The sequence below is a fragment of the Anaerotaenia torta genome (genome assembly GCF_050433395.1).
Taxonomy (GTDB): domain Bacteria; phylum Bacillota; class Clostridia; order Lachnospirales; family Lachnospiraceae; genus Mobilitalea; species Mobilitalea torta.
The window spans coordinates 221,738-240,835 of record NZ_JBNPXH010000010.1; the positions used below are offsets into that span (position 1 = coordinate 221,738).

The window sequence follows — 19,098 nt, forward strand, 5'->3', positions numbered from 1 at the left end:
AAAGGTAAATTGTAAGAAATATGTAAGAAATCCCTCAACAGTTTTGTAAGGAATTCCATTTATGATAAAGACAGTTTTTAAGGAGGAGCCGGTATGAGCGAATGTGTACTTGTGGTGGACGATGACAGAGAGATAGTGAAAGCCATTTCCATACTGCTGGAGGGGGAAGGATATGAGGTTTTGAAGGCCTATGACGGAATGCAGGCTTTGGATATGCTGGCTGTGAATCCGGTGCGGCTTGTTCTGATTGATGTGATGATGCCAAGGCTGGACGGCTTATCTGCCATTATGAGAATCAGAGAGAAACAGAATATCCCCATCATTGTGTTAAGCGCCAAGAGTGAAGAAACGGATAAGGTTCTGGGGCTTTCCATGGGAGCTGATGATTACGTAGCCAAGCCCTATAACCCTCAGGAGCTGGCAGCCAGAGTCAGGAGCCAGCTTAGACGCTACACCCGTCTCGGCGATATTCATGCCAATTCGGTTTCCGGCAGGATCAGGAACGGCAGGCTCTGCTATCACATGGACGAAAAGGTTCTGTATGCGGATGAGGAGCCGGTGAGGCTGACAGCCACGGAAACGAAGATTGTAGACCTGTTAATGCGCAACACAGGAAGAATCTTTCCGGCAGAAGAGATTTACCGCCGTGTCTGGGAGGAAGACAGCTTTGCCCCGGAGAATACGGTTATGGTGCATATACGGCGTATTCGTGAAAAGATTGAGCTCAATCCGAAAGAACCAGAATATTTAAAGGTGGTGTGGGGCATTGGATACAAAATCGAAAAAATTTAGAATAGCGGCAGGTTTCATCGCGTTTTTCCTGGGTCTCAGCCTGCTGCTGGGCAGCATGGTTGATCTGGCGGGAGGGATGCTGACGGGTAAGGGGCTCCGGTTCCGGTACTCTGCGAACTCCCACGGCGAGATTATGGGGAGAGATTATCAGAAAACGGCGGATTTCAGGCAGTATGTCTCCGACCGTCTGGAATGCTTTCTCGGGATGGCGACAGGAGCTCCGGTAAGCACATCGGGGAGTTTTTACTGGTATAACGGTACGGATACAGGCGTTGAGAGTTTCGCGGAGGGAGAAGTTTCCCAGGACCAGGAGGAAGGCTGGGGGGACTTTTGGCGCAATTTCGCGGATATGTTTAAACCGAAGACCGCTTCGGATGAAAATAAGAAGATGGCGGAAAAACTGCATCTCTATCTGCAAAAGGATAAAAATCTCCTTTATGCCATCTCTTATGATGCAGAGCTGCTTTATTCCAACGGGGACCGTGTGATGGAATGTGCAGAGACAGAGATTCTGCCTGAGGGCTACAATTTTATGCTGTATTTTAACGGAAGGAAGGTTAAGCTGATCAAGGACGGCAAGGAGATTGACGTATACGGGGACGGATACTATCGGGATTCCTCCGAGTGGTATGTGCCGGGATATCAGAATTTCCCTGCCGGAACAGGTATGGAGAAAGCCAGGGTTTGTATGCTGGCAGCACAGACACCGGTATCCTATTCCTATAGTGAGTATGGTAAGTCTGGCTATCAGCAGGGACAGAATGAATTATACTGGATCTGGTATAATCTGCGGCAGGAGGGAAAGCGGTTTGACCGGGACCGGGCCGCTCTGGGAATCGGAGTATTGCTCCTTCTGGTCTATGTCTTCCTGCGCCAAAACAAGAGGGAAGGGGACAGGATACTGGCAGGTCTGATGAGGCGCCTCTGGTTGGAGGTTAAGATAATTGCGGCAGTATTCATTGCAGGGATCATGTTATCCCATACCGGCAGCCTTATCTCTGTTGCGACGATAAACAGTATCACAGTTCCTGTACAGGAGGTGACGACAGAGAGTGCCAGCGCTTCGTCTTTCACAGGGATGGACGACACCTGGTTGGAATGGACAGGGGAAGCCAATGTTGTACAAGGGGAGACGACGGCGGCAGAAGGAGGGAGAGAGGCGGGCAGGCTTCTGCAGAATCTTGCGGAGATCCTCCGAAGTATTTTTACAGAGCCGGTTCTGGTGGTACTGCTGTTCTGGATGGGATATTTTGCCGTACTTGACGTGAGAAGGAACTGGCCGGTATGGAAGCAAAGCCTTCTTTATAAGGCAATGCAGCGTTACCGGGCGGAGGAGATGAAGCTGCCCCTTGCGAAGAAGCTGATCCGCCGGGGGATTATCATGACAGGAGCCTGTACGCTGGCGGTTCTGGCCGGGATAACCGGCTGGGTGCTGTCCGGGCGGAGTTATGGGGCGGGACCGGTTGTTCTGATACTCTGCTTTTTGTGCCTCATTCTGGGCACACAATATTTCTATCTGTATGAGAGCGGCAGGCTGGCAAAGGATCTTGATCTGCTGGCACGGCGTACGGCATCCATCCGAAAGGGGGAATATTCGGGTCAGGGAGGATTTCCGAAGGATTCGGATCTTTCGGCTATGGCATATGATCTGGAGGATATCGGCCAGGGGATGGAGAAGGCAGTAGAAGAGCAGGTGAGGAGCCAGCGCATGAAAGTGGAGCTGATTACCAATGTGTCCCATGATATTAAAACGCCTCTGACCTCCATTATCAGCTATGTCCAGTTTCTGAAGAAGGAGGAGGGATTGCCGGAGCATGTGTCGGATTATATCCACATTTTGGACGAAAAATCCCAAAGGCTGAAAAATATGGTGCAGGACGTCTTTGATGTCAGCAAGGCTGCATCGGGAGAACTGCCGGTGCATAAGGAAGAGCTGGATCTCGGCAAGCTGCTGCGTCAAACTCTGGCAGATATGGAGGAGCGGATACGGAGCAGTCCGGTGAAGGTGAGAGCGGAGATACCGGAACTGCCGGTGATGATTGAGGCGGACGGACAGAAGCTGTACCGGGTATTCCAGAATCTGATACAGAATGCCCTGCTGTACTCTCTGGAGGGCTCCCGTGTCTACCTTATTGTGAGGACGGAGGGCGGGACGGCGGTAGCCAGCGTGCAAAACACCTCCCGCTATGAGCTGGCAGCGGATAAGGATTTTGCCGAGCGCTTTGTCAGAGGCGACGAGAGCCGGACGGACGGAGGGAGCGGACTGGGGCTTTCCATTGCAAGAAATTTTACGGAGGCCTGCGGGGGAAGCTTTCAGCTGGAGACCATTGCGGATTTGTTTGTGGTGACCGTTTCTTTTAATATGGTGTAAAAAATATTTAAATACCGGAAATTCATTAAAACGTTAGAGTTCGTTTGATGGGTTCCGGTATTTTCTTAATATAAAAGCGGCGGGAATAATTCAATACCAAACTGGAAATGATGTAAGAATAGATCAGGAAAGGTGTGGTGTTTTATTTATGTTAGGATATCTTATTGCCATTTTATCCGGCGCTTTAATGAGTGTGCAGGGGGTATTCAATACCGGGGTGACAAAGCAGACCAGCATCTGGGTGTCGGCAACCTTTGTGCAGCTCACAGCCATGCTGGTGTGTGTCGGAGCCTGGGTCGTCACCGGACGCCAGGGACAGTTTTCCGCTCTTTTTAAGATTGAAAACAAATATATGCTCCTGGGCGGGGCCTTGGGAGCGTTTATCACCTATACCGTCATAAGGAGTGTGGATTCATTGGGCCCGGCCATGGCCAATATGTTTATTATTACAGCCCAGCTGCTGGTGGCATATCTGATCGAACTCCTTGGGCTTTTTGGCTCGGAGAAGGTGACTTTCCAATGGCATAAGCTGGTGGGACTGGTTCTGGTGGCTGCCGGAATTGTGGTTTTCCAATGCAGTTGGAAAAAATGTTGAGGAAATTAATTATTTCTGTAGGAATTACCTATTGTAAATGATGGGTAGATTATGTAAAATGAGAGTGTCTTGTTAAAAGTATAGAGGGTACTTTTTAAGTCTTCTTTCCAATGAAAGAGGATGAAATAGGATGAAAAAGTATTGTGTTCCAGTAATCACCTGTGTGCTTCTGCTGCTGGCAGGTATCTGCTATAGTTTTGTTTACCGGAGAGATGCCTCTCAGGGGGTTGAGATATCCGAACTCTCCAGCCGGTCAGAAGAGAATGCAAGAGAGAATAAAGGAAAAGAGAATGAAATCGAAATCCCGCCTTCTGCCGGGACGGCTTCGGAAGAGGCTTCTTTGGAAGACAGAATGATTTATGTACATCTGTGCGGCGCGGTGCTTCATCCCGGAGTATACCGGGTACCGGAGCAGTCCAGGGTAGTGGATGTTATTACCCTTGCGGGTGGCCTGCTGGAGGCTTCTGCCGGAGATTATATCAACCAGGCGGAGCCGGTGGCGGACGGGCAGAGAATCTATATTCCTACAGGGGAGGAAACAGCGGATCGTTCGGCGGAGGAATATTACGCCAGGAGCAGTGCTGCCCCGGGGAAGGAAGAGTCCGCGAATCGGATGGTCAATGTTAATACGGCCGGGAAAGAGGAGCTGATGAAGCTGCCGGGGATTGGCGAAGCCAAGGCTGCCAGTATCATAGAATACCGGCAAGCCAACGGAGAATTCCGGGCGATAGAGGATTTGATGAAGATACCGGGTATTAAGGATGGTTTATTTCATAAAATATCATCCTATATTACGGTAAAATAAGGTCCAGGATGAGCAGATTAGTCCATGAGTATCTAATCTGCAGGGTATATATGATAATGAGGTGAAGAGATGGCAAAGAAAGTTTTGGTAGTGGATGATGAGAAGTTAATTGTCAAAGGGATCCGTTTCAGTCTGGAGCAGGACGGAATGGAAGTGGACTGTGCCTACGACGGGGAAGAAGCGTTGGATGCGGTGAGAAAGAAGGAGTACGATGTGGTGCTCCTGGATGTGATGCTTCCGAAGCTCACCGGCTTCGAGGTATGCCAGCAGGTCAGGGAATTTTCCATGGTTCCGATTATCATGCTGACCGCCAAGGGTGATGATATGGACAAGATTCTCGGACTGGAATACGGTGCCGATGACTATATTACAAAGCCCTTTAATATTCTGGAGGTAAAGGCAAGAATTAAAGCCATCATTCGCCGGAGCAATAAAGCGGCGGGAACCTCCGGTCCGGATGTCAAGATGGTGAGCTTTGGAGAGATGAAGATTGACTGTGAGAACAGAAGAGTCTATATCTCGGAGAAAGAAGTGAATCTGACGGCAAAGGAGTTCGATTTGCTGGAGCTGCTGGTGTTTAATCCGAACAAAGTTTATAGCCGGGAGAACCTTTTGAATATTGTATGGGGCTATGATTATCCGGGGGATGTCAGAACGGTGGATGTTCACATTCGAAGATTGCGCGAAAAGATTGAAAGTAATCCAAGCGAGCCAAAATTTATACATACAAAATGGGGTGTTGGCTATTTTTTCCAAAATCAAGGCTAAATTACGTTTTCTGAACAGCATGAGGGTGTATCTGCTGCTTATTTTTACTGCCATCGGGGTGATACCTCTGTACTTCTTTACTCATGTTTTGCTGAATACTTATGAGGAGAAGGCTCTCGGCAACCGGGTCAGAGAGATGGAGAATCAAGGCTATATGCTGTCCGGTCTGCTGTATCCCAGGGGCTTTCTGACGACGGGTGAGGATGCGGAGGTGGAGCTGGAGGTTACCAGGATCTCGGATATCTATGGGGGCAGAATCGTCATTGTCGACGGCAGTACGAATATTGTGAAGGATACCTATTCTCTGGAGGAAGGGAAATACCTGATCTCCGGTGAGGTAATCCAGTGTCTGCAGGGAAGCGGTCCCCGCTCGGTGTCAGACCGCAAGACCCGATATATAAAGCTGATCTATCCCATTACTCATAATGAGAGCAAGGAAGTTATGGGTGCTATTATCATGAGCTTTTCTACAAAGGATATCTACAGCATCCGCAGCAGCATGGAACAGAGAGTGGTTCTGTTCGCTGTTATACTGGGGATCATCAACATATCCTTTGCCATCTATTTCTCCGGTATTCTGACCAAGCCCCTGACCAGGGTTGTGAATTCCATCGACCGTATCACCGACGGCTATATGAATGAAAGCGTGTCAATCAAGGGGTATACGGAAATTGAGAAAATATCCGATTCCTTTAATCATATGATGAACCGGATGCAGAAGCTGGAGAATTCCCGGCAGGAATTTGTGTCCAATGTCTCCCATGAGCTGAAGACCCCCATTACCTCCATCAAGGTGCTGGCGGATTCTCTGCTGATGCAGGAAGAGGTTCCAGTGGAGCTGTACCGGGAATTTTTGGTTGATATTACGGATGAGATCGAGCGGGAGAATAAGATCATCAATGATCTGCTCTCCCTGGTTAAACTGGACAAGACGGCCGGGGATATGAATATCGCGCCGGTTAATATCAATGAGCTGCTGGAGCTGATCCTCAAGCGGCTGACCCCCATTGCAAAACGCAGGAATATCGAGATGATCTATGAAAGCTTCCGTCCCGTTGTTGCGGAGGTGGATGAAGTGAAGCTTTCTCTTGCCCTGTCCAATCTGATTGAAAATGCCATCAAGTACAATACGGAGGATGGCTGGGTCCGGATATCTCTGAATGCGGATCATAAGTACTTCTTCGTTAAGGTTTCTGATTCGGGAATCGGCATCCCCCTGGAGGCCCAGGATTTCATATTCGAACGTTTCTACCGGGTGGACAAGGCCAGATCCAGGGAGACGGGAGGTACGGGCCTGGGACTGGCGATCACCAAGAATGTAATCCAGATGCACCGGGGTGCCATTAAGGTTTACAGTAAGGAAGGGGAGGGCACTACCTTCAACGTCCGCATTCCGCTCAACTATATCCCTTAACAGAAGGGGATGCATGCCGGGGAAGCTCGGGTTTTACCTGGCAGGCATTGAAGAAAGGCATGGTCAATGATATGAGAAAAAAATATGCATTGCTTCTGCTTCTTCTGGCCGGTCTCCTGGGAGCCTGCAGCAATCAGAAAAACAGAACCTATACCACCGGAACCGAGGTTTTGGTGTATTATATTGATACCAGCACCTCCGGCCTGACGGGGGAAGCTTATCGGCTGATCAGTACGGAACGGAAGGAGCAGATCGATGAGCTGCTCTATATGCTGAAGCTGAATCCGGAGAATCTGGAGCTGAAAAGTACCTTTACCAACGCGGTGACGGTGAAGGAATACTATTTTAACGAAGACAGCAGCCTTACCATTAATTTTGAAAGTAACTACAGTGAGCTTACTGGAATTGGAGAGGTGCTGTGCAGAGCCGCGGTGGTAAAGACCCTGAGCCAGGTGGCGGGAGTGGAATATATCCAGTTTGCTGTCAACGGTCAGCCCCTGATGGATGCGGGCGGCAATCTGGTGGGAATTATGAGAAAAGAAGATTTTATTGATAATACCGGAACCACCACCAAGGTTAAGCTGTATTATGCCAATGGGACAGGGGATGCCCTGGTGGAATATGTGACCAATATTACGTATACCGGTACCGGTTCTCTGGAGGAGCTGGTGCTGGAGGAGCTGATCAAAGGGCCGACAGAGATCGGTATGTATCCTACCATTCCAGAGGGAACGAAGCTGCTGGAGGTGGAGATGAAGGAGGGAAGCTGCTATGTGAATTTCGATGAGAAATTCCTGGAGAAGCTTCCGGAACTGAAGGATAAAACAGCCATTTATTCCGTGGTTAATACATTGATTGAACTGCCGTATATCAAAAGGGTGAAGTTTTTGATTAACGGAGAGGTTCAGAATACCTTTGGGGATGGGACGGCCTTAGACGGCTTCTTTGAACGGAATCTCTCCCTGATTGATGAGAGCTAGGTAAGGGGGGATTCTGTGATTAAACGCCCGCTGGTGTGGATGCTGGGGGCATATTTATCCGGCTTGATTCTGGGCAGCCGGCCGCGGACCGGTGCGGCAGTTATTCTGTGTCTGCTGTGCTATCTCCTTTTATTCTGTGTCTGGAAAGGCAGGAAGGATACATCAGTAATCCGTGAAAAGGACGGATTTCTGTGGCTTCTGCCCCTGCTTCTGCTCTTGGGATATGGGGTCATGAGGGAGAATCTGAGGCTGCCGGAGCTGTCCCATGCCTTTGAACAGCAGACGGCCTGTGAGCTGAAGGGCCGGATTAAAAGGCTGGTAAGAAAGCAAAACAGCCTTGCCCTATATGTTGAAGAGAACCATATCTCCCTCCCGGAGGGATCCCTTACGAAGGGAGGGGATTATAATTGTGAAAATATCATTGTCTATGTATCTGACGGGCAGAGTTACCGTGTTGGTAACGGCATTACCGTCCAAGGTGTTCTGAAGAAATTCTCAAAGGCCTCTAATCCGGGCCAATTCAATGAAGAAGAATATTATCAAATGGAGAATATTGATTTTAAGCTGATGGCGGAGGAGGTAATCATTACCGATCCCGGCTATTCCAGGTATCATACTTTTCTTGACAAGATGAAGGAGAGGCTGATTCGTTCCTACCGCGAGATACTGGGAGAAAGGGAGGCGGGGACGCTGATTGCCATGCTTTTGGGTGAGAAGTTCCTGCTGGAGGATGAGATTAAGCAGCTCTACCAAGTGAATGGGATCTCTCATATCCTGGTTATCTCAGGACTTCATATTTCGTTCATCGGCATGGGTGCCTTCTGGCTCTTTTGCAAGTGCGGGCTGCCCCGGGCGCCAGGGGTTTTTCTTACTCTGATTACGATTTACAGCTATGGTGAACTGACGAACTTTGGCGTATCGACTTTGCGGGCTGTTATTATGACCGCTGTTATGCTGATGGCGCCGCTTTTGGGGAGGAGCTATGATATGTTGTCCGGGGTGGCCTTCAGCGCTTTGCTTATCCTGCTGGAGAACCCCCTTCAGCTTCAAAGTGCGGGATTTTTGCTATCCTATAGTGCAGTCATTGGAATTGCAATTATCTTGCCGGAGCTCCGGCATCTCTTTCCCGGAAAGAACCCAGTCAGGGACGGTCTCTTGGTCAGCTTCAGCGCCATGTTTGCCACCGCCCCTTCCCTTCTCTGGTTCTTCGGACAGTTTCCGGTCTATGGCATTGTGACTAATCTTCTGATTCTTCCCTTTGTAACGGTATTGACCCTCACCTCCTTTCTGGCGGGAGTTCTGGGAATTCTATCCCAGAGCCTGGGGGTATTTGCTGCGGGAGGCGCATATTATATTCTAAGGCTGTATGAAATGATCTGTATCACAATAAGCCGATTGCCCGGAAATCTGCTGATTGCAGGAAGACCGGAGATATGGTGTGTAGCGCTGTCTGTTCTTTTAATGCTTTTATTTGTATGGGCCGGTCGAAAATATGGGAAGAAGCATGTCCTCCTGCTTCTTGCGGCTGCGTTGCTGGTCCTGTTTTTTAAGATGCCGCAGGCAGGGCTGGAGATATCTTTACTGGATGTAGGACAGGGGGACGGGATCTTTATGAAGAGCAGGGGCGGGACGACTTATCTCATTGATGGGGGCAGCTCGGATGTAGAGAAGCTGGGAACCTACCGGATTCTGCCCTTTCTGAATATAAGAGGCATCGGACGGCTGGATTATATTATAGTAACCCATGGGGACAGGGATCATATCAGCGGGGTGTCCGAGATGATTGAGCAGGAGCTGGTGAAGATCGGGTGCCTGACACTCCCTTTCATAGAGAAGAAGGAGGAAGAGTACCTGCAATTGGAGGCTCTGGCAAGAGAGAAGGGGATTCCGGTCCGTTATATGAGTGCCGGAGATAGGATCAAGGATGGGAACTTGAATATCTATTGTTTGCATCCGGCCCCGGATTTCGCGGTTACCTCGTCTAATTCTTATTCCTTGGTTCTGAGTGTAAATTATGGGGAGTTTGATATGCTGTTTACCGGTGATCTGGAAGGGGAGGGAGAAGACCTTTTAGTAAAGAGACTGAAGCAGGATTTTTACCGGAAGGAATGGGGGCTTGCACCAGCCACGGAATATGAAGTGCTTAACAAAAAGGTTACGATATTGATACAATTTCGCTTTCCGTGTTTAGGTCTATAAAAGGCTTAATACAGGGGTTTTGGGGCGAAGTGCCCGGAGATTATGTTTAATATCCAGCGAAAAACTATAGACTAAATATTACTAATTGTAATCCTTCTAGCTGCCTTTGCACAACGGTATTAACGATATGAAATAATCATTATAAGGTTATGTAATCGTTAGAATGTTCACTTAGAATATTGTTTAGAGGTTTCCTTCCGTTTAACTGAAAGGTATCATGGCTTTTAATATGCTCGATGGCAACCGAAAGGCTTCTAGCGTCTTTGTGCCTGTGATATTGATCATGGTTATTGTGTTTATGATATATTCTGAAATGTCTAAAAGTTGGGTATTCCTCTACATGGATACCCCAGTAGTGCTTAGTATTCTTTGACTGCACATAGATGGAATAACACCCCATCTGCAGTACGTTAAAATACTGGGTGTCAATAGATTTAAATTCAGTTTTGGTAATCATTTGTTCTCCTTGATTGTTTTATTATGAGGCGGGAATATCACCCAGAAACGGGCTGTGGAAAGTCAAGAAACCTAATAGGTGTATTGAAATAAGTATAGCAGAAAAGGCTAAGTTAAACAAGCATTTTTATGAATGAGGTCAAATCCTTTTAATAGGACTGCTGTGGGTGCCGAATGGAGAGTTGGAGGAATTCTTGGAGGGACCGGATTACCTGCTTGAGGAGTTTGATGACCAGTTGGCACAAATATTGGTTGAGATTTTAAGCCTTCTTTGTTTCTCTCTTTATCGGTGGTAAATGAATAGGTAATATGATAAAATTGATATATGTATGAATTTGGAGGTGTATAGTATGAATGTTATAAATGCAGAAATAGAACATCCATTTTTTGCTACCAATAGAGTTGAAAAGTTTAAGAACAAAATCGACAATACAGAAGTCAGTATTTGGAGTAGCGATAAAAGGCTATATATCAATATTTATGGGCGAAAAACAGTAGAAAAAATCGAAGCACTTATGTTAGAAATATTCTCTTTGCTATTCATATATCTTGGTAGTTTTGCTAAAATAATAAAAATAGAATCAAATCATCAATCTTTAGATAATTCAAATTACGTTGGAAAAGTTGATACTTGGGAGTACTATGTGAAAAGTAATTTTGTAATATGTCAGATTAGCGATGTTTCTATTAATGAGAGAGTTATACAGAACTATAGACGTTTAAAATTAATATCACTTTATTCAATGCAGTACCTTGTTTCAAATACCTATAGGTCAGTAATTACAAATCATAAATTAACGCTGTTACTTCATGTTATAGATGGAATAGTGCCAGATAGTGTAGTTGATGTAATGAAGACAGAGATTGCAAGCAAATTTCAAATTCGGGATAAAGTAGGAAATTATGAAGCAAAGGTCTATTTTTTATGTAAAAGCACTTTTTTTAATTTTCATAAAAAATATAAATGTGAAATATTACCACTGTTAAAAGCGACTCAATATAAATATGTACATATCGTATCAAATACAAGAAATTGGTATTCACATTTCTTGGCAGATAATAAAAAGCCAGATAGGTTAAGAGATGGGGCAGAAATGCTAATTTATTTTGACATTATCTTTTATTCTATCAGAATCTTTTTAATAAAAGAAATCGGTGTACCAATAAATGAAAAATGGATAAAGGAATATCTTTATTGTATTCATGATTGGATTTTAGAAATAAAATATAGACGAAGAGAACCCTTGAAATCAAAAACATATAAAATCAATCAGATGTATGATGAAATGAAAAGAATAATAAAAGAAATTTAAAATACAGGGACAGCTACAAAAGAATATCCGCCTAGTTAACACAATCCAGAATTATATGTCCTGCGTAATGAGTGTATTAATTAATGACAGTATGGTTGATTAGGGATCTTCAGAGTATAAAAGATAGAAATATGTGTTGGAGGAATAAAAATGACTATTGATATGAAGTTTTTTAACGTATATTATTTTTGCCATCTTGCTAATGAGAGCATGGGGAAATTTGACTATGCTTCAACTAATGCAGAATTTACAGAACGACAGTTTGAAATAGAACCAGAGGAATTTCCCCCAATATCTGTATTAAGAGAATATTGTTCATGGCTCATTGATAGGATTTTTTACGAGCAAGCAAATTCTATAGCAAATTCAGGAGAAGTCGCAGATTTTAATCCTATAAACTGGATTAATCAGGCTGTCTTAAAATATAAAGGAATAGATGTTTTATTAAACAATGAATTTAAAAGTGATAATGAAGATTATTTGGAAACATATAATAAATATATAGAATATCTTGATAGATTTGTAAATGGATTATTTTATGATGTCATTTATGATATTGCTATTGAAGTGGAATACATTTTGTTTCAAAATAGAGATTTTTTGTTAAGATTTAATGAGCAACAAGCTGCTGCATTTGAAGATCATCCAAGAAAAAGAGTGTATATGCCAGAATGGGTAAAACGTGCAGTTCTATTTAGGGATAAAGGATGCTGCGTTTTCTGTAAAAAAGATTTAACCGGATTATATTCATTGCTGGAAGATAACGAAAAGCATTTTGATCATATTGTACCATTGAATGAAGGGGGATTAAACGATGTGTGTAACATCCAACTAGCCTGTCAGGACTGTAACTTAAAAAAATCAGATAGAAGTGGGACAAGTACATTGTATCAAAGTGCATATTAAGTATTATTGCTAGAATACAAGTTTATAGTTTTTTATTATAGAGTGAAGATACTAATTGACAATACTTTAGATTATAAAATTAAAGCATAATATACTTCGACCAGTTGTCAAACAGCCATTTCTCTTAATCTAGGGAAAACCACAGATCGATTTGATTTGACGAAGATGAATTTATTACCAAATTAGCTGATATAAATTAGATGTAAAAGAAGCCATTAGTTATGAGAGGGTTGAAGAATATTTTTTAAATATAGATTGAGTAAGGAAGTGGTGTTTTTTGGATAATCTTACAAAGGAACAGCGTCGAAAGAATATGCAAAATATCAAGTCTAAAGATAGTTCAATTGAGGTTAAGCTCCGCAAAGCACTATGGAAAAAAGGATATAGATATCGGAAAAATTACAAAGAACTGCCAGGTAAGCCGGATATAGTTTTAAGAAAATATATGATTGCTATATTTTGTGATAGTGAATTTTTTCATGGTAAGGATTGGGAAGTTTTAAAACCCAAATTGGATTTATCTGAAAATGGAGAGTATTGGAAACATAAGATTGAAAGCAATATAGTGCGTGATGATGAAATCAATAAAAAGTTATTATTTTTAGGCTGGACTGTAATACGGTTTTGGGGAAAAGACATTATGAAAAATACTGATGAATGTATTCGTGTCATAGAAGAATGCATATTTGATAACAAAATAATTGTACAATACTCTGATATAATCTGATATAATCAGTTGCAATTAGAACGTATGTTTGATATAATTGTGATATGGTATTATTATAAATGCTGCATGAATGCAGCGTTTATAATAAATAACTTGACATTATGCAGCAAATGTGATATCCTCTTTAAGAGGTGATAGTATGTCTGAGTTAGGTAATCGATTGAAAGTAAGTCGCGAAAAATGTGGGTTGAGCCTAAAAAAGGTATATGAAGTTACTGGAATTACGGACTCAAGACTTAGTAAGATGGAGAGAGGACAGATTGATTATACTCCTGATGATTTAATAAAGCTTGCACATTTGTATAACATTCATTTGATACCGCTTTATGTGTTAGCAGGTTATTTGAATGAAGAAGATATAAAGGAATATCAGTTTGTATTTCATGGCGTTTCTTCTCTTGATGACGAAGAAATGCAATGTATCCAAGCACTGATAGATTTACTCAACAAAAAAAGGAAGGTTGATTAGATATGATTTTTAGGCTTGGAGAATTGTTTTGCGGCCCAGGCGGTTTAGCGTGGGGAGCTACTAATGCGGATATTGAAAACAATGATTTTGGAATAATACATCAGTGGGCCAATGACTATGATGCGGACACCTGCGAAACCTATAGATTAAATATTTGTCCAGATACACCTAATACTGTTTACCATGAGGATATTCGAAAATTTGATATATCTAAGCTGGCTCCGATTGATGCATTGGCGTTTGGTTTCCCTTGCAATGATTATAGTGTTGTTGGTGAACAAAAAGGTATGGATGGGGTGTATGGTCCCTTGTATTCATATGGTGTTAATGCTTTAAAGATATTTAAACCTCAGTGGTTTTTGGCAGAGAACGTAAGTGGACTTAGAAATGCGAATGATGGCAAGGCCTTCACTAAGATTCTTAAAGAATTAAGAGGGGCTGAATATACGATCACACCTCATCTATATAAGTTTGAAGAATACGGAATACCTCAAGCCAGACACCGGTTGATTATTGTCGGTATAAGGAATGACATCGATGTTAAGTTTAAGGTTCCATCAACAGCACCTTATGCCGGAATCGATAATACTTGCAGAAATGCGATAGAAAATCCTCCTATTCCAGAGGATGCATATAATAATGAATTGACAAATCAATCTGAAACTGTTATTAGAAGATTGCAGCATATTCTTCCAGGTCAGAATGCGTTTACAGCAGACCTCCCCGAAGATTTGCAGCTTAATATCACAGGAGCAAAAATAAGTCAAATCTATAAGAGACTGGACCCAACAAAGCCTTCCTATACAGTTACAGGAAGCGGAGGTGGAGGAACACACATTTATCATTGGGAAGAGCCGCGGGCATTGACGAATAGAGAACGGGCCAGATTACAGACTTTCCCTGACACCTATAGATTCATAGGAAGTAAGGAGAGTGTGCGGAAGCAGATAGGAATGGCGGTACCTTGCCAAGGTGCGAAAATTATTTTTGAGGCGATTTTAAAAAGCTTTGCTGGAATTGAATATGAGAGTGTTGAACCTAGTATTAAAGAATAAAAAAGCGGTTGCTTTGTAGAAAAACAAAGCAACCATTTTTTTTATGCATGAAAATCCATAAAGTATTGTTCATCGTCAATTTTGTAAAAAGTAACATCTGTTCTCCCGTAGTTTAGTAAATCTTGCGTTGTTACGAACACACCATTTCCAACACCTAAACGATTTCGGAAGTACTCGCCAAGCTGAGCATTGCTAAGAGGGGTTGTAATTGCCTTATTGTTTTGCTGCTCAACCCTTAAAAGAAGCGTATGACCGTCATCTGTAACAACAGTAAAATGCTGTTTATCAAGAGGGAAGAAGCCGCTTCTTGCAATTTTTGCAGGAAGATGTATATAAGCCTGGTTTCTATTTCTGCCCTTACGTTGTCCCCAATTTAAGCCGGACTTTTCTCCGACATCACCTCTATTTGTCAGAAGTGATAGTGTTGTGGAAATAATACCTTCGCCAGCCAAAGTGGTTATTGGCTGGTTTTCAGTATCCAGAATTTGATGCGATGGACGGAGGACGATATTATCTTCAACTTCTGAATGGTTGCAATAGATGGAATTTGCTTCAACTTCCTCAAAAAAATTATATGCTTCTACGGGATCACAGCACTCAACAATTTCTTTTCGAGATAGAATAAATGCATTCTGTACAAAATCAGCAGAACCGGTATAAGCCTTTACAGGTTCTTCATCTTTTAGCCAAATATATAAATTTGCATGGACAGGAGGATTTTCACAAACATAGCTACAAGAAAAGCTCTTCACTGCATTTGGATATGCGTTGCCATGGAGTTCCTTAAAACCCTCGTGTATAGGAACGCTTAACCCGTCATAAGGAACCATTCCTATAAGCAATGAAATATTGACAGGAGGCAGATTTTGCTCTTGAAATGACTTAATTAGCCATGATGCCATATTAGGTGTAGCATATCCGCTTAATATTAATAAGGTATCTGCTCCATGGAATGGAGGAGCAAATAGAATTTTTTGTGCTAAATTATCGGTGAACATTACCAGCCCTCCTATGCTTCTGCATTGTCTTCACATACATCATAGTACATAATATCGTGTGGAAGTTTGATATTAGGTACCCAGAGAGCTTTTCCACCCCATCCCTTTGTACCAGTTACTTGATACATTGTGAGGACGACCTTGTTGAGAAAAGTGCCGCCAAGCTTCCAGTCGTTAGGAGACAACAATGCGCCTGTGCCTTGCGCTACATTCCTTTCTCGTCTAACGATTAAAATACCTTGTCCCGCAGGTTGCTCTGAAAGAATAGTGTCAATTACAGAAAGGAACGCACTCAGCTTGAAATCCGGACTGGGGATGATATGAGACAATATCTCTTTAATGAGTCTAAGGTTTACTTGGTAGTAAGGTTCATCATCAAGGAAAGGTTGTAATATCTTTGATATACTCTCAATAGAGTCATTGTCTGGATAAAACGGATAGTAGTTTGTTCCCCCTGAAAGAATTTCGACACGTTCATTATCAAGCACATTCTTTCTGGTTGGATTTAATCCAACAGGATAATATATCTTGATGTCATCAATTCCTTGTTCTACTTGAGCAATGATGGCATTATTGGTAGCATTAATATCCGCAAATAATTTGTAGAGCTGTTCGTCTATGAATACTTTCATCATCCCAGGATCTCTGTCATAACCAAACATTCGGCTGTGCTGCCACATAGTGTCGGCCTGTGGTTTCTTACTGGTTCTTGTATAGTAAATTGTTTGCAGACCAGGGAAAGTAACACCACGACCAAGAGTGTTTCCACCGACAATAAAATTACAGCCTCTTGCATATTCCGGGCTTTCAATATCTGTTTTTCCATTCATAACAAGGATTTTTATACCTTTGTTCTCCATCAAACCCTTAGTGGTTTTATAGATAACATCAAAAGGAAGTTTCTCGCTTTTGTTGGGTGCTAAAGAATCATAGTGAGTTCGTAATTCTGTGATGAATTCGTCATTGATATGTTCAATACACCAATTTAGTTCCTTTGTGATGTCGTCAGCAAAATGCTGGTGGACAGTTTGCCGTACACTCGGATGTAGAAGACAGTTTGACACTTTACCATTAGATGCTAAAATCTGAGCAGAAACAGCAAGATGGCGTATAACAACATTTCGTGTCGGTCGTTTGATTGTTTCAAGAAAATCAATACATTCCGGCTTACCATTTGCCGGGAAGAAAAAGTCTCCACCCAAATAGCCGTCGCCAGGATGAAAGTAGTATGTAAAATATGGATGCCAGCCGGAAGCAAGAGTTTGTAATAAAATTGCCTGCGGAGTACCTGTAACTTGTAAGTATAGGCTGCTCGATGCACCATTTTTTATAGAATCCAAATATCTATTAATTGATGACTGACTATTGCGGTTTATTAGTGTATTTAATGATGCAGCATCTGCTTCATCATCAACAATAAATAGAGGATTGCCTTTCATAAAACCTGTAGAATTAAATACATTTGCCCACAGTCTCAGCATTCTTACGTTTTTCTTTAGAACAACAATAACTGGCTTAATAAGGCTGTTTTCAATAAATAATCCGGAGTCATTTTCACCACAAATACAGAAACCGTCTAAATCGTCTCTGACTCTATCTAAGGTTTGCTGTTGCAAAACAACATTATCTGTTGTGAGCAAGATAAAGGCTGGAAATCCTAAGTCGGCAGCTTTGCACATAACGCCAAACATTTGGCCGGTTTTTCCGGATTGTACATTACCAAACAACAGACCAATCTCATGGCTAACGAATGAAAAATTGCGAATATGCTGACTGCCAATATCTTCAGCTGTTTTTGAAATGGACTCCGCCAATTTTTCGTTTCCCCGGTCTTTTATTTTTTGCAGGTATGTCTTTAAATATTGCATGTCTAAACCTCTCATTCGTTAATAGTTCTTTCAAATGATAAAAACCATACATCAAGCTCAGAGCCATCTTCATCTAACGCTTTCTGATCTGTTTTTGAAAGCACAAGACTATCACATCCGTATGCTTGCAACATTTCTTTGGTGATCATTCCTTTACGATCAGTATCAGCTTGGGTATCATTAACTGGTGTTACTAATCCTGCTGCAGCAAGTCTGCCTTTAATCCATCGACCAAGAATAAGTTCATCGCCAACAGCACTGAATTGTTTATTGCCGTCGCTTGTAGTATGAACCTTAAACCAATAACCGTCATCGGTAACAACGAAAAATGGCTTGTTTTTTTCAGGATAACCTTCAGAGCGAGTTATTTCTTTGCTAACAGTCAACTGAGTCTCATACCAATCACGGGACTTTCTCTTGCTTCGCGGTGCGGCATAACTAACGTTGATATTTGATTTCGTGAAATGCCTGCCATCATCAAGGTGTCGTTCATCATAAGCAGGAACTTTTAGCGGTAGCACAAATGAAACGTCTGTCTTATGTTGTGCATAAAGATGTATGCCAGTTTGAGGAATTTGTGTTACTGTATCAACGCCGCTAAGAGAGGTGTTAATCTCTCTAATTATTGGCATTCCTGTTATGTTGGCAATATTATCTGAACAGCTTGGTGCATTTAGCTTCTTTATAAATTCTGCGATTTCTCTGCATTCAGCCGCATCCTCAGTAAGTGATGAGATTTCATACTGCCGTCGGTTATTGGCATCTAATTTTATTACACCTAAGTTTGCAGAACCTATTATAGCTGAAAAAGGCTGTCCATCTTTATAAAAACAGTATAGTTTACCATGGTATTTAAATGTTTTTACAATCTTAATCTCGCCTATACCGGTCTCTTTCCATTTCTTGTTCAGTGCCAGAGCAGTATTATACGATCCCTCTGGCATTCCTTCAATGAAATACATACCAATGATAAGTAATATATTGGATATGCTATATTCTCCAACCAAAGAGTCAAGCTCTTCCAAGGCGGCACGAGATGTATATCCCACCGCTATTTCAACACGGTCTGATTTCGCAATTTGTTTGTTAATACAATCGATAATTGTGTCTTGCCCCTCTGATACACCCAAGGGAAGTATATTTGAATATAACAGTTTCATTCGAATACTCCTTTGCTTCTTCTGCTTCGATTTTCTTTACATCTACAATTTATGCCAGTTTTAGTTAACTAAAGTTTATCACATATTCAATGATGTAACAATAAAAATTCAGCGTTAAGATAAAGAATGAAAATTGAAAAGTTTAATTCCACTCCTCTTTTATCCTGTGGAGTTTACTTTCGCACAAGTAGCATTTACTCCTTCATACGTTAGTGATATGAT

The 19,098-nt window shown here is 42.6% G+C and carries 16 protein-coding genes; 13 read left to right on the top strand and 3 right to left on the bottom strand.

The features are described 5' to 3' along the window. Nucleotides 1-93: 93 nt before the first annotated feature. The 13 genes from HNQ56_RS16910 to HNQ56_RS16970 all read left to right on the top strand — a co-directional run bounded on the left by HNQ56_RS16910 (nt 94) and on the right by HNQ56_RS16970 (nt 14,850). Entirely contained in the window at nt 94-792 is a 699-nt protein-coding gene (locus HNQ56_RS16910) for a response regulator transcription factor (protein ID WP_429148690.1), read from the top strand. After that, nucleotides 767-3,163, top strand: coding sequence for a sensor histidine kinase (locus HNQ56_RS16915; protein ID WP_429148692.1), 2,397 nt, complete (start codon nt 767-769; stop codon nt 3,161-3,163). The genes HNQ56_RS16910 and HNQ56_RS16915 overlap by 26 nt, the downstream gene beginning before the upstream one ends. A 148-nt stretch (nt 3,164-3,311) precedes the next feature. After that, nucleotides 3,312-3,758: a DMT family transporter gene (locus tag HNQ56_RS16920; RefSeq protein WP_429148694.1), complete on the top strand. Its 447-nt coding sequence runs from the start codon at nt 3,312-3,314 to the stop codon at nt 3,756-3,758. Nucleotides 3,759-3,888: 130 nt separating this feature from the next. Then, a complete protein-coding gene (locus HNQ56_RS16925; RefSeq protein ID WP_429148695.1) occupies nt 3,889-4,563 on the top strand; it encodes a helix-hairpin-helix domain-containing protein in 675 nt (224 codons plus the stop codon). Between the two features lie 69 nt (nt 4,564-4,632). Then, nucleotides 4,633-5,331 carry a response regulator transcription factor gene (locus tag HNQ56_RS16930; protein ID WP_429148697.1) on the top strand — a complete coding sequence of 233 codons (699 nt, stop codon included), beginning with the start codon at nt 4,633-4,635 and terminating at the stop codon, nt 5,329-5,331. Continuing rightward, complete coding sequence (locus HNQ56_RS16935) at nt 5,300-6,745, top strand: sensor histidine kinase (RefSeq protein ID WP_429148698.1); 1,446 nt, start codon at nt 5,300-5,302, stop codon at nt 6,743-6,745. Before HNQ56_RS16930 ends, HNQ56_RS16935 begins: the two co-directional genes overlap by 32 nt. Nucleotides 6,746-6,816: 71 nt before the next feature. Then, nucleotides 6,817-7,725: a GerMN domain-containing protein gene (locus tag HNQ56_RS16940; RefSeq protein WP_429148700.1), complete on the top strand. Its 909-nt coding sequence runs from the start codon at nt 6,817-6,819 to the stop codon at nt 7,723-7,725. Nucleotides 7,726-7,740: 15 nt separating this feature from the next. Next, nucleotides 7,741-9,924 (top strand): DNA internalization-related competence protein ComEC/Rec2, encoded by a 2,184-nt coding sequence (locus tag HNQ56_RS16945; protein ID WP_429148701.1) that lies wholly within the window; start codon nt 7,741-7,743, stop codon nt 9,922-9,924. 806 nt (nt 9,925-10,730) lie between these two features. Beyond that, nucleotides 10,731-11,693, top strand: coding sequence for a HEPN domain-containing protein (locus HNQ56_RS16950; RefSeq protein ID WP_429148703.1), 963 nt, complete (start codon nt 10,731-10,733; stop codon nt 11,691-11,693). A 150-nt stretch (nt 11,694-11,843) separates the two neighbouring features. Continuing rightward, a complete protein-coding gene (locus HNQ56_RS16955) occupies nt 11,844-12,599 on the top strand; it encodes an HNH endonuclease (RefSeq protein WP_429148704.1) in 756 nt (251 codons plus the stop codon). 277 nt (nt 12,600-12,876) lie between these two features. After that, nucleotides 12,877-13,326 (top strand): very short patch repair endonuclease, encoded by a 450-nt coding sequence (locus tag HNQ56_RS16960; protein ID WP_429148706.1) that lies wholly within the window; start codon nt 12,877-12,879, stop codon nt 13,324-13,326. 139 nt (nt 13,327-13,465) lie between these two features. After that, entirely contained in the window at nt 13,466-13,795 is a 330-nt protein-coding gene (locus tag HNQ56_RS16965) for a helix-turn-helix domain-containing protein (RefSeq protein WP_429148708.1), read from the top strand. Between the two features lie 2 nt (nt 13,796-13,797). After that, nucleotides 13,798-14,850, top strand: a complete 1,053-nt coding sequence (locus HNQ56_RS16970) for a DNA cytosine methyltransferase (protein ID WP_429148710.1) — start codon at nt 13,798-13,800, stop codon at nt 14,848-14,850. Nucleotides 14,851-14,891: 41 nt separating this feature from the next. Here the strand turns inward: HNQ56_RS16970 and HNQ56_RS16975 are convergent, their stop codons facing one another. Genes HNQ56_RS16975 through HNQ56_RS16985 form a run of 3 tightly spaced genes read right to left on the bottom strand, consistent with a single transcriptional unit; the run spans nt 14,892 to nt 18,876 of the window. Next, nucleotides 14,892-15,848, bottom strand: coding sequence for a restriction endonuclease PLD domain-containing protein (locus HNQ56_RS16975; RefSeq protein WP_429148712.1), 957 nt, complete (start codon nt 15,846-15,848; stop codon nt 14,892-14,894). Nucleotides 15,849-15,859: 11 nt separating this feature from the next. Continuing rightward, nucleotides 15,860-17,716, bottom strand: coding sequence for a Z1 domain-containing protein (locus HNQ56_RS16980; protein ID WP_429148714.1), 1,857 nt, complete (start codon nt 17,714-17,716; stop codon nt 15,860-15,862). Nucleotides 17,717-17,727: 11 nt separating this feature from the next. After that, on the bottom strand, nt 17,728-18,876 hold the full coding sequence (locus HNQ56_RS16985) for a restriction endonuclease PLD domain-containing protein (protein WP_429148716.1): 1,149 nt from the start codon (nt 18,874-18,876) through the stop codon (nt 17,728-17,730). Nucleotides 18,877-19,098: the final 222 nt, after the last annotated feature.